Consider the following 12,063-nt stretch of genomic DNA (forward strand, 5'->3'; position numbering starts at 1 on the left):
ACCGGGCCTACGAATGTAGGCCGGATAAGGCGAAGCCGTCATCCGGCATAATGCTATACTCACTTGAACCCGTATGCATTACCGGCGATAATTCGCCCCAATAAGCGATTTACGAATCAATCCCTTCCTCGTCGGGTTTAACGACGCGGAGGGGATTTTTTTTCATCTGTTTTTAATGTATCGACTTTAAAAGAGGTCAGGACATGAGCACTTTAGGTCATCAGTACGATAACTCTCTGGTATCTAACGCGTTTGGTTTTTTACGCCTTCCGATGAACTTCCAGCCGTACGACAGTGACGCTGACTGGGTGATCACCGGCGTGCCGTTCGACATGGCAACATCTGGCCGTGCGGGTGGTCGTCACGGCCCGGCAGCGATTCGTCAGGTTTCCACTAACCTGGCCTGGGAGCATAACCGCTTCCCGTGGAACTTCGACATGCGCGAGCGCCTGAACGTGGTGGACTGCGGTGACCTGGTGTACGCCTTCGGCGACGCGCGTGAGATGAGCGAAAAGCTGCAGGCGCACGCCGAGAAGCTGCTGGCTGCCGGCAAGCGCATGCTCTCCTTCGGCGGCGACCACTTCGTGACCCTGCCTCTGCTGCGCGCCCATGCCAAGCACTTCGGTAAAATGGCGCTGGTGCACTTCGATGCGCATACCGACACCTACGCGAACGGCTGTGAGTTTGACCACGGCACCATGTTCTTCACCGCGCCGAACGAAGGTCTGATCGACCCGAACCACTCTGTGCAGATCGGTATTCGCACCGAGTTCGACAAAGACAACGGCTTCACCGTGCTGGATGCGGGCCAGGTTAACGATCGCGGCGTCGATGACATCATCGCTCAGGTGAAGCAGATCGTGGGCGATATGCCCGTGTATCTGACCTTCGACATCGACTGCCTGGATCCGGCATTTGCACCGGGCACCGGTACGCCGGTCATCGGCGGTTTGACCTCAGATCGTGCCATCAAGCTGGTGCGTGGTCTGAAAGATCTGAACATTGTCGGGATGGACGTGGTGGAAGTGGCGCCTGCGTACGATCAGTCCGAGATCACCGCGCTTGCCGCAGCGACCCTGGCACTGGAAATGCTCTACATTCAGGCTGCTAAAAAAGGCGAGTAAGCCTCGCCTGGCGTAAAAAAAACCTCTCTCTTGAGAGGTTTTTTATTGCCTTTAGAACACGTTAAACGGGTATTCCACGTAAGCGCGGATCTCGTCCCCGCCCACGTTGTACTCGCTGGCGTTGCTGGAGACGCGCAGGACGGAGTAGCGCAGTTTCAGCTTCAGATCCTTCGCCGGACCATCCTGCACCTGGTACTGGATCTGGTTAAACCACTCGTGCTCTTTGCCGTTGCTGGTTTCAGAGGTTTTGATGTTATCGCCACGCACGTAGGCGGTGGTCCAGCTCAGGCCCGGTAAGCCAAGGCCGCCAAAGTCCAGACCGTAGGATGCCTGCCATGAACGTTCATCTTCGCCGTTAAAATCAGACCAGTAGGAGTTCGCCAGCCAGATGGTGTTACCGCCGTCACCCACGCCACCCTTGTCGCGATAGCCGCCGTAGTTATAGCCGGTGCTGCCGCTGCTCTGCTGGTAGGCCACTTTGAACGTGTGAATATCCCAGATGTAGCTCGCCGCCAGGCTCCAGATGGTATTGCTGCGGCCCGTGTCGAGGCTGTCCGCGTAACCCTGGTCCAGACGGGAGTTATAGCCGTTGAAGTCGAGTACCAGCTGCTGCCCGGTGCTGAACGGCTGTTTGAAGTTCATGCCCAGGTACTGCTTGTTCATCACCTCTTCATTATGAGAGGCGTACAGCGCGCCGCTGAACTGGTCGTTAAACTGATAGCTCGCGCCGCCGAAGGAGAGGCTCTTCAGTCCGCTGTCGTGGCGGTCATCGCTTTTACGCTGCTCGTCGGTGAAGTAACCGGCGTTGACTTCCAGACCGTCGATCTCTTTCGAGGTCAGCATGGTGCCTGTGTAGCTTTCAAACAGCAGGCGGGAGCTGTCGGCATTGATGATAGGCAGCTCAGGACGCTGATTTCCGTAGCTCAGTACGGTGTTTGATATGCGCATTTTGGCGGTAGCGCCAAACTTTGCCAGATCGGATTTTGCCCGGCCATCGTCTTCCTGTTTAAAGAAGTCGATGCCGCCTGCGCCGCTTTTGCCACGGCCGCCGTCCAGGCGCACGCCGTATTGAGCAATACCGTCCACACCAAAGCCCACCAGCCCTTCGGTATAGCCGGATGCAAACGTGGCGATGATCCCCTGACCCCATTCGGCTTTGTCCTGCTGGCCCTGATGGTAGTCGCGGCTGATATACGCATTGCGTAAAAACAGATCCAGATGGCTGTCGTCAATAAAACCCTGGCTGTCGGATTGCTGGCTTGCAGCGGCAGGTAATGCGGCAAATAAACTTAAAGCAATTAATGATAATTCTTTTTTCACGGAGGGAACGTCTCTGTCTGGATATATTAATTTGAATAACTGCGGGGTGATAATTACCGGAAAAAGTAACCTTTGCAATATTTATGTGACCAGACATTTCAATGTGATAGGGCAGATTTGGCGGGGCTTTCAGGGGTGTTATCGATACGTGCTGTTAAGTTAACAATTCATGCGAAATAAAAGGGAGGCAAAACTGCCTCCCGGTAAAATTATTTAATTCCGTCTGCGGCCATGCGGTCGCGAATATGCTGTGCGCGTTCTTCTGAGGCAGGGTGATCGTCAAACATGGAGCTTTGGCGTCCCGCTTCCAGCTTGGCCAGTTTTTCAAAGCTGGTGGCTAAACCTGATGGATTAATGCCGCGTTTGCGCAACAGATCGTAGGAGTAGTCATCCGCCTCGGACTCCTGACGCTGTGAGAACTGAGAGTTAACCAGCTTTTCACCCACGTCGCCAAGCTGTGACTGCGACAGGCTGCCAACGATACCGCCCGCTGAGGCCGCCGCTGCGCGGATGGCATTGGTGCCCAGGGCAACCTGCATCCCTTTCTTCACGTGGCCCAGGGCAACGTGGCCCATTTCATGGCCGATGACCGCTTCCACTTCGTTGTCGGTCATCATGTCCATCAGCCCGCTATAGACGCGGATACAGCCGTTCGCCATCGCGAAGGCGTTCACGTCTTTCGCCATGTACACCTTGTAGTTCACCGGCTGGCCGTTGATGTTGTCGCCCAGCGCGGAAGCAATCTTATTCAGACGCTGCGTGTAGGTACTGTTAGCCGGCGCAAGCGTGGCTTTTCCGTCCATATCTTTACAGGCCTGGTCGCTCAGCGCTTTCACCTGCGCATCGCTCAGGGAATAGGCCTGAAAGGCCTCTGCGCCTGACGTCATCAGACCGTTAGAATCCATATTCTGACAGCCGCTCAGCAGGAGCGTTGTACCCAGGGCCAGCACTATTGCACGCATTTTCATGAGGTTGCTTCCGTACTCGTTAATCTGAATAAAATCCGAAAAATGCACCGTCAGCGAAGCCGGTGTCGGGCTAAGTATAAGGAATATCGACAGAGGCGGGCGAGTAGATTGCGCAACATGCGAGCATGATCCAGAGATTTCTTAACAAGCAAAAGAATGCTCCATGTACATGACTTGCGGCTTGGGTTACATTGTTGGCACTTTTTTCCGGCGTAGCCCAAAACGCGCTGTCGTCAAGGGCATGGCCTTTAACAGTCCGATCTGGAGTTAAAATGTCCTCACGTAAAGAGCTTGCTAATGCTATTCGTGCGCTGAGCATGGATGCAGTACAGAAAGCCAAATCCGGCCACCCAGGGGCCCCTATGGGTATGGCTGATATCGCCGAAGTCCTGTGGCGTGACTTCCTGAACCACAACCCGCAGAACCCGTCATGGGCTGACCGCGACCGCTTCGTGCTGTCCAACGGCCACGGCTCAATGCTGATCTATAGCCTGCTGCACCTCACCGGCTACGATCTGCCAATCGAAGAGCTGAAAAACTTCCGTCAGCTGCACTCTAAAACTCCAGGTCACCCGGAAGTGGGTTACACCGCTGGCGTAGAAACCACCACCGGCCCGCTGGGTCAGGGTATTGCTAACGCTGTGGGTATGGCGATTGCTGAGAAGACGCTGGCGGCGCAGTTCAACCGCCCTGGTCACGATATCGTAGACCACTTCACCTACGCGTTCATGGGCGACGGCTGCATGATGGAAGGCATTTCTCACGAAGTGTGCTCCCTGGCAGGTACCCTGAAGCTGGGCAAACTGGTTGCGTTCTATGACGACAACGGTATCTCCATCGACGGTCACGTTGAAGGCTGGTTCACCGACGACACCGCAGCACGTTTCGAAGCCTACGGCTGGCATGTTGTGCGTGGCGTTGATGGCCACGATGCTGACTCGATTAAACGTGCAGTGGAAGAAGCGCGCGCTGTGACGGACAAACCGTCCCTGCTGATGTGCAAAACCATCATTGGCTTCGGTTCGCCGAACAAAGCGGGTACTCACGACTCCCACGGCGCGCCGCTGGGCGATGCGGAAATCGCACTGACCCGTGAAGCGCTGGGCTGGAAACACCCTGCATTCGAAATCCCATCTGAGATCTACGCTCAGTGGGATGCAAAAGAAGTGGGCCAGGCGAAAGAAGCGGCGTGGAACGAGAAGTTCGCTGCCTATGCGAAAGCGTTCCCGCAGGAAGCGGCTGAATTCACCCGTCGTATGAAAGGCGACATGCCGTCTGACTTCGACGCGAAAGCGAACGAGTTCATCGCTAAGCTGCAGGCGAACCCGTCTAAAATCGCGAGCCGTAAAGCGTCTCAGAATGCGATTGAAGCGTTCGGTCCTCTGCTGCCTGAATTCCTCGGCGGCTCCGCTGACCTCGCGCCTTCTAACCTGACTATCTGGTCCGGTTCTAAAGCGATCAACGAAGACACTGCCGGTAACTACATCCATTACGGTGTACGTGAATTCGGTATGACTGCGATTGCCAACGGTATCTCCCTGCACGGTGGTTTCCTGCCGTACACCTCTACCTTCCTGATGTTCGTTGAATATGCACGTAACGCCGTGCGTATGGCTGCGCTGATGAAACAGCGTCAGGTGATGGTCTACACCCACGACTCCATCGGTCTGGGCGAAGATGGCCCAACTCACCAGCCGGTAGAGCAGGTGGCTTCCCTGCGCGTGACCCCGAACATGAGCACATGGCGTCCATGTGACCAGGTTGAATCCGCGGTGGCGTGGAAATACGGCGTTGAGCGTCAGGACGGTCCAACCGCGCTGATCCTCTCCCGTCAGAACCTGGCACAGCAGGAGCGTACGCCAGAGCAGTTGGCGAACATCGCTCGCGGTGGTTACGTGCTGAAAGATTGCGCGGGCCAGCCAGAGCTGATCTTCATCGCCACCGGTTCTGAAGTTGAACTGGCGGTTGCAGCGTGGGAAAAACTGACTGCCGAAGGCGTGAAAGCGCGCGTGGTCTCCATGCCGTCTACCGACGCGTTCGACAAACAGGATGCCGCTTACCGTGAATCCGTACTGCCTAAAGCGGTTTCCGCTCGCGTGGCAGTGGAAGCGGGTATCGCTGACTACTGGTTCAAATACGTGGGCCTGAACGGTGCCATCGTCGGCATGACCACCTTCGGTGAGTCTGCTCCGGCAGAGCTGCTGTTCGAAGAGTTCGGCTTCACCGTTGAGAACGTTGTCGCGAAAGCGAAAGAACTGCTGTAATCGCCGTTTTGCCCGGTAGCGCGCTAGCGCTTACCGGGCCTACAAATGGCACGAAAGTAGGCCGGGTAAGCGCTAGCGCGCCACCCGGCTTTTTTGTAGGCATTATTCCACCAGAAATGTGACGCAAGTCATATAGCTCGCTTATTCATCTGGACAGACATTCCTTTTATTCCCCGATTCGCTTATTCTTGCTGAAGCGTTTCAGTCGATTAAATGTTCGACAATTGACCAATCAATCGCAGTTTGTGACAGCAAGGATTCCCCTTCGGGCGTAGCTGGATTACTCTTTCAGCCACCTCAAACTCAGGGATTGCTTTGCAGGAGATCTATGACCGTACGCGTAGCGATTAATGGCTTCGGTCGCATCGGACGTAATGTGGTTCGTGCTTTGTATGAATCCGGACGTCGGGCGGAAATAACCGTGGTGGCAATCAATGAACTGGCGGATGCTACGGGCATGGCGCATTTGTTGAAATATGACACCAGCCACGGACGCTTTGCCTGGGATGTTCGCCAGGAAAGAGATCGGCTGTTTGTGGGTGACGACGCTATTCGTGTGCTGCATGAGAACAGCATCTCCGGGCTACCCTGGCGTGAACTGGGTGTGGATGTGGTGCTTGACTGTACCGGTGTCTACGGCAACCGCGAACATGGCGAAGCGCATCTGGCTGCCGGCGCGAAAAAAGTCCTGTTTTCTCATCCCGGCAGTAACGACCTCGACGCGACCGTCGTGTTTGGCGTCAACCAGCATGAGCTGCAGGCCGAACACCGCATTGTTTCCAACGCCTCCTGTACCACCAACTGCATTATTCCGGTCATCAAACTGTTAGACGATGCGTATGGCATTGAATCCGGCACCGTGACCACGATTCATTCCGCCATGCACGATCAGCAGGTTATCGACGCCTACCATCCGGATTTACGACGCACTCGCGCGGCGAGCCAATCAATCATTCCGGTGGATACGAAACTGGCGGCAGGGATCACCCGAATTTTTCCGCAGTTTAATGACCGGTTTGAAGCGATTGCCGTGCGTGTTCCGACGATTAACGTGACCGCGATCGACCTCAGCGTGACGGTGAAAAAACCGGTAAAAGCCTGTGAAGTCAACCTGTTGCTGCAAAAAGCGGCACAGGGAGCATTTCATGGTATAGTTGACTATACGGAATTACCGTTGGTCTCAGTAGATTTTAACCACGACCCGCACAGCGCCATTGTCGATGGCACGCAAACGAGAGTCAGTGGCGCACACCTTATCAAGACGCTGGTCTGGTGTGATAACGAATGGGGCTTTGCTAACCGAATGCTCGACACCACGTTAGCAATGGCCGCTCAAGGTTTCAGGTAAGACGCATTGTGCGTCTGCAAAACTTTAAGAATCAACGAGAGGATTCACCATGTCTGTAATTAAGATGACCGATCTGGATCTGGCTGGTAAACGCGTTTTCATCCGTGCCGATCTGAACGTACCGGTTAAAGATGGCAAAGTGACCAGCGACGCGCGTATCCGTGCATCTCTGCCAACCATCGAACTGGCTCTGAAGCAGGGCGCGAAAGTGATGGTCACCTCCCACCTGGGTCGTCCAACTGAAGGCGAGTACAACGAAGAGTTCTCTCTGCTGCCAGTGGTTAATTACCTGAAAGACAAACTGTCCAGCCCGGTTCGCCTGGTGAAAGATTACCTGGACGGCGTTGAAGTTGCTGCCGGTGAACTGGTTGTTCTGGAAAACGTTCGCTTCAACAAAGGCGAAAAGAAAGACGACGAAACCCTGTCTAAAAAATACGCTGCACTGTGCGACGTATTCGTAATGGATGCCTTCGGTACGGCTCACCGTGCACAGGCGTCAACCCACGGTATCGGTAAATTCGCAGATGTTGCTTGCGCCGGTCCTCTGCTGGCTGACGAACTGGAAGCGCTGGGTAAAGCACTGAAAGAACCTGCTCGTCCAATGGTGGCTATCGTTGGTGGTTCTAAAGTTTCTACCAAACTGACCGTTCTGGATTCCCTGTCTAAAATCGCTGACCAGCTGATCGTTGGCGGTGGTATCGCGAACACCTTCGTTGCCGCTCAGGGCCACAACGTGGGTAAATCCCTGTACGAAGCAGACCTGGTTGACGAAGCCAAACGCCTGCTGACCACCTGTGATATCCCGGTTCCAACTGACGTTCGCGTTGCGACCGAGTTCTCCGAAACCGCAACCGCGACCCTGAAATCTGTAAACGACATCAAAGATGAAGAGCAGATTCTGGACCTGGGCGACGTTTCTGCACAGAAACTGGCTGAAATCCTCAAAAACGCAAAAACTATCCTGTGGAACGGTCCTGTTGGCGTGTTCGAATTCCCGAACTTCCGCAAAGGTACTGAAATCGTTGCTAACGCGATCGCAGACAGCGAAGCGTTCTCTATCGCAGGCGGTGGTGACACCCTGGCAGCAATCGACCTGTTCGGTATCGCTGACAAAATCTCCTACATCTCCACTGGTGGCGGCGCATTCCTCGAATTCGTGGAAGGCAAAGTACTGCCAGCAGTAGCAATGCTCGAAGAGCGCGCTAAGAAGTAAGCCATTCAAGGGCAGGGAAACCTGCCCAATTTTCAGCGCGCTTATAAGAGCTCGCACCTTTTCTAACGGCCGAAGATACAGGACTAAGCAACATGTCTAAAATTTTTGATTTCGTAAAACCTGGCGTTATCACTGGTGATGACGTACAGAAAGTGTTCCAGGTAGCTAAAGAAAACAATTTCGCTCTGCCAGCAGTTAACTGCGTGGGTACCGACTCCATCAACGCCGTACTGGAAACTGCTGCTAAAGTTAAAGCTCCAGTTATCGTTCAGTTCTCTAACGGCGGCGCTGCGTTCATCGCAGGTAAAGGCGTGAAAACTGACGTTCCTCAGGGTGCTGCAATCCTGGGTGCTATCTCTGGTGCGCACCACGTACACCAGATGGCTGAACACTACGGTGTTCCAGTTATCCTGCATACTGACCACTGCGCCAAGAAACTGCTGCCGTGGATCGACGGTCTGCTGGACGCGGGTGAAAAACACTTTGCGGCAACCGGTAAGCCACTGTTCTCTTCTCACATGATCGACCTGTCTGAAGAGTCACTGCACGAAAACATCGAAATCTGCTCCAAATACCTGGCGCGCATGGCCAAAATGGGCATGACCCTGGAAATCGAACTGGGTTGCACCGGCGGTGAAGAAGACGGCGTGGACAACAGCCATATGGACGCTTCTGCACTGTACACCCAGCCAGAAGACGTTGATTACGCTTACACCGAGCTGAGCAAAATCAGCCCACGCTTCACCATTGCAGCGTCCTTCGGTAACGTACACGGCGTTTACAAACCAGGTAACGTGGTTCTGACCCCGACTATCCTGCGTGATTCTCAGGAATACGTTTCTAAGAAACACAACCTGCCGCACAACAGCCTGAACTTCGTCTTCCACGGCGGTTCCGGTTCTTCTGCTCAGGAAATCAAAGACTCCGTAAGCTACGGCGTAGTGAAAATGAACATCGATACCGACACCCAGTGGGCAACATGGGACGGTATCCTGCAGTACTACAAAACCAACGAAGCTTACCTGCAGGGTCAGCTGGGCAACCCGAAAGGTGAAGACCAGCCGAACAAGAAATACTACGATCCACGCGTATGGCTGCGCGCTGCCCAGACTTCTATGATTACTCGTCTGGAGCAGGCATTCAAAGAGCTGAACGCGGTAGACGTTCTGTAATTTGAGCTGCTGACAGTATCAGAAGGCCCGCAAATGCGGGCCTTTTTTTATGCTTTTTCAATACCCTGCCAGGCCGGTTTTTGTGATCTGTTTGGCAATACTTGCGCTTTTTGTTTACCCTTTACGGACCTGCCTGTCTCCATGGGGGATGGATTTTGTGTTTTGGTTTAACAAAAGGAAGAATAAATGGAACAACTCGATGTTGTAGACAGCATCAATAACGCCGGTAACTGGCTGGTGCGCAACCAGGCGCTGCTGCTGAGCTATGCCGTGAACATCGTCGCGGCGATTGCCATCATCATCGTCGGGATGATCGTGGCGCGTATCGTATCGAACGCGGTTAACCGCGTAATGCTGGCCCGTCACATTGACGCCACGGTGGCTGACTTCCTCTCCGCACTGGTGCGCTACGGTATTATCGCCTTTACGCTGATTGCGGCGCTGGGCCGTGTGGGCGTACAGACTGCCTCCGTCATTGCCGTTCTCGGTGCCGCCGGTCTGGCTATTGGTCTGGCGCTGCAGGGCTCGCTTTCAAACCTGGCGGCAGGCGTTCTGCTGGTCACCTTCCGTCCGTTCCGTTCCGGCGAATACGTTGACCTTGGCGGCATTGCCGGGACCGTGCTGCAGGTGCAGATTTTCTCAACGACCCTGCGTACCGTCGATGGCCGCATCGTGGTCGTCCCGAACGGGAAAATCATCGCGGGCAACATCATTAACTTCTCCCGTGAACCGGTGCGTCGTAACGAACTGATTATCAGCGTGGCGTACGACTCCGACATCGATCAGGTGAAGTCGCTGATTAGCAACATCATTGCTTCAGACGATCGCATTCTGAAAGACAAAGAGCAGACGGTTCGCCTGAACGAGCTGGGCGCGTCCTCGATTAACTTCGTGGTGCGTATCTGGAGCAAGAGCAGCGATCTGCAAAACGTGTACTGGGACGTGCTGGAACGCATTAAGCGCGACTTCGACGCCAACGGCATCAGCTTCCCGTACCCGCAGATGGACGTAAACGTCAAAAAAGTCAAAGAAGTAGAATAACGTCACCCGCAGGCCCGGTAAGCGCTAGCGCCACCGGGCTTTATTTTTATAAGCGCTGCTAATCCCCAATTAATATTATCCATTTCCTCTAATGTGCTTCGCGCAGTATAGTCACCTTCCAGAACAATACTGTGAGAATTTCGTTATGTTATCCTATTACTTTCAAGGGCTTGCCTTGGGCGCAGCTATGATCCTTCCCCTCGGCCCGCAAAATGCATTCGTGATGAACCAGGGCATCCGCCGCCAGTATCATCTGATGATTGCCCTTCTGTGCGCGGTAAGCGATTTACTGCTGATCTGTGCCGGGATTTTTGGCGGCAGCGCATTGCTGATGCAGTCTCCCTGGCTGCTGGCGCTGGTCACCTGGGGCGGCGTGGCGTTTCTGCTCTGGTACGGTTTTGGTGCCCTGAAAACGGCGATGAGCAGCAACCTCGAACTGGCGAGCGCGGAAGTCATGAAGCAGGGTCGCTGGAAGATTATCGTCACCATGCTCGCGGTCACCTGGCTTAATCCGCATGTTTATCTGGACACCTTCGTGGTGCTGGGCAGCCTGGGCGGGCAGCTGGACGTTGAGCCGAAACGCTGGTTTGCGCTTGGCACGGTCAGCGCCTCTTTCCTCTGGTTCTTCGGTCTTGCCATTCTGGCGGCATGGCTGGCACCTCGTCTGCGTACGGCCAAAGCCCAGCGCATCATTAATACGCTGGTGGGGCTGGTGATGTGGTTTATTGCTTTTCAGCTGGCAAAAGAGGGGATTCACCACGTTCAGGAATTGTTCAACTAATCCTTGTCTTATGGACAACTGAACAAGACCCGCTAAGCTTGCTGGCATGCGCCCTGTTAATGGGCACTCTTCGCAACATGGAGGAATAACAGTGAAGTTTAAGGTGATGGCCCTGGCGGCATTAGTAAGTTTTGGTGCGGTGTCGGTGCAGGCAAGTGAACTGCCGGATGGCCCGCACATCGTCACTTCAGGCACCGCAAGCGTGGACGCGGTACCCGATGTTGCAACGCTGGCAATTGAAGTCAATGTGGCTGCGAAGGATGCGGCATCTGCCAAGAAGCAGGCTGACGATCGCGTTGCGCAATATCTCTCTTTCCTCGAGCAGAACGGTGTTGGTAAAAAAGATATCAACTCCGCGAACCTGCGTACTCAACCCGATTACGACTACCAGAATGGTAAAAGCATCCTGAAAGGCTACCGCGCCGTGCGTACCGTTGAAGTGACCGTGCGTCAGCTGGATAAGCTTAACGCGCTGCTGGATGGCGCGCTGAAGGCGGGTCTGAACGAAATTCGTTCCGTGTCGCTGGGCGTTGCGCAACCGGAGAAATACAAAGACGAAGCGCGTAAAGCGGCAATTGATGATGCCATTCACCAGGCGGAACAGCTGGCTTCTGGCTTTAAGAGCAAGCTCGGCCCGGTTTACAGCGTGCGTTACCACGTCTCTAACTACCAGCCAAGCCCGATGGTACGGATGATGAAGGCTGATGCAGCCCCGGTGTCCGCTCAGGAAACTTACGAGCAGCCAACCATTCAGTTCGACGATCAGGTGGATGTGGTCTTCCAACTGGAGCCTGTTGCAGCACAGCCGAAACCGGCTCAGTAATCTGTAGGC

General features: G+C 54.5%; 10 protein-coding genes. 8 read left to right on the forward strand and 2 right to left on the reverse strand.

Annotation, left to right across the window (positions count from 1 at the left end; genetic code table 11):
* Positions 1–203: 203 nt before the first annotated feature.
* Positions 204–1,124 (forward strand): agmatinase, encoded by a 921-nt coding sequence (gene speB, locus V4835_RS04385; protein ID WP_014071686.1) that lies wholly within the window; start codon positions 204–206, stop codon positions 1,122–1,124.
* 51 nt (positions 1,125–1,175) lie between these two features.
* Here the strand turns inward: speB and V4835_RS04390 are convergent, their stop codons facing one another.
* Positions 1,176–2,444: an OprD family outer membrane porin gene (locus tag V4835_RS04390; protein ID WP_047650175.1), complete on the reverse strand. Its 1,269-nt coding sequence runs from the start codon at positions 2,442–2,444 to the stop codon at positions 1,176–1,178.
* Between the two features lie 209 nt (positions 2,445–2,653).
* The gene (locus V4835_RS04395) at positions 2,654–3,412 is read right to left on the reverse strand and encodes a M48 family metallopeptidase (RefSeq protein ID WP_021242066.1); all 759 of its coding nucleotides are present in this window, start codon (positions 3,410–3,412) and stop codon (positions 2,654–2,656) included.
* Positions 3,413–3,684: 272 nt separating this feature from the next.
* Here V4835_RS04395 and tkt point away from each other — a divergent pair, with 272 nt between their 5' ends.
* From tkt to V4835_RS04430, 7 genes are all read left to right on the forward strand, one after another.
* Entirely contained in the window at positions 3,685–5,676 is a 1,992-nt protein-coding gene (gene tkt / locus V4835_RS04400) for a transketolase (RefSeq protein ID WP_010435385.1), read from the forward strand.
* Between the two features lie 328 nt (positions 5,677–6,004).
* On the forward strand, positions 6,005–7,024 hold the full coding sequence (epd, locus tag V4835_RS04405) for an erythrose-4-phosphate dehydrogenase (protein WP_032660071.1): 1,020 nt from the start codon (positions 6,005–6,007) through the stop codon (positions 7,022–7,024).
* A 49-nt stretch (positions 7,025–7,073) separates the two neighbouring features.
* Entirely contained in the window at positions 7,074–8,237 is a 1,164-nt protein-coding gene (gene pgk, locus V4835_RS04410) for a phosphoglycerate kinase (protein ID WP_032660073.1), read from the forward strand.
* Positions 8,238–8,329: 92 nt separating this feature from the next.
* Positions 8,330–9,409 carry a class II fructose-bisphosphate aldolase gene (gene fbaA, locus V4835_RS04415; RefSeq protein ID WP_063144924.1) on the forward strand — a complete coding sequence of 360 codons (1,080 nt, stop codon included), beginning with the start codon at positions 8,330–8,332 and terminating at the stop codon, positions 9,407–9,409.
* Positions 9,410–9,595: 186 nt separating this feature from the next.
* Positions 9,596–10,450 (forward strand): small-conductance mechanosensitive channel MscS, encoded by an 855-nt coding sequence (gene mscS / locus V4835_RS04420; RefSeq protein ID WP_331411285.1) that lies wholly within the window; start codon positions 9,596–9,598, stop codon positions 10,448–10,450.
* A 145-nt stretch (positions 10,451–10,595) separates the two neighbouring features.
* Positions 10,596–11,231 (forward strand): arginine exporter ArgO, encoded by a 636-nt coding sequence (gene argO / locus V4835_RS04425; protein ID WP_021242063.1) that lies wholly within the window; start codon positions 10,596–10,598, stop codon positions 11,229–11,231.
* Positions 11,232–11,322: 91 nt separating this feature from the next.
* Positions 11,323–12,054 carry an oxidative stress defense protein gene (locus V4835_RS04430; RefSeq protein ID WP_063144925.1) on the forward strand — a complete coding sequence of 244 codons (732 nt, stop codon included), beginning with the start codon at positions 11,323–11,325 and terminating at the stop codon, positions 12,052–12,054.
* Positions 12,055–12,063 lie beyond the last annotated feature (9 nt).

Source organism: Enterobacter cloacae complex sp. CARB60, assembly GCF_036487345.1.
Classification (GTDB): Bacteria; Pseudomonadota; Gammaproteobacteria; order Enterobacterales; family Enterobacteriaceae; genus Enterobacter; species Enterobacter asburiae_D.

Excerpts from the sequence above, each read along its gene's own strand:
- mscS (WP_331411285.1), top strand. The coding sequence starts at position 9,596 with ATGGAACAACTCGATGTTGTAGACAGCATCAATAACGCCGGTAACTGG.
- fbaA (WP_063144924.1), top strand. The coding sequence starts at position 8,330 with ATGTCTAAAATTTTTGATTTCGTAAAACCTGGCGTTATCACTGGTGAT.
- pgk (WP_032660073.1), top strand. The coding sequence starts at position 7,074 with ATGTCTGTAATTAAGATGACCGATCTGGATCTGGCTGGTAAACGCGTT.
- epd (WP_032660071.1), top strand. The coding sequence starts at position 6,005 with ATGACCGTACGCGTAGCGATTAATGGCTTCGGTCGCATCGGACGTAAT.
- tkt (WP_010435385.1), top strand. The coding sequence starts at position 3,685 with ATGTCCTCACGTAAAGAGCTTGCTAATGCTATTCGTGCGCTGAGCATG.
- argO (WP_021242063.1), top strand. The coding sequence starts at position 10,596 with ATGTTATCCTATTACTTTCAAGGGCTTGCCTTGGGCGCAGCTATGATC.
- V4835_RS04395 (WP_021242066.1), bottom strand. The coding sequence starts at position 3,412 with ATGAAAATGCGTGCAATAGTGCTGGCCCTGGGTACAACGCTCCTGCTG.
- speB (WP_014071686.1), top strand. The coding sequence starts at position 204 with ATGAGCACTTTAGGTCATCAGTACGATAACTCTCTGGTATCTAACGCG.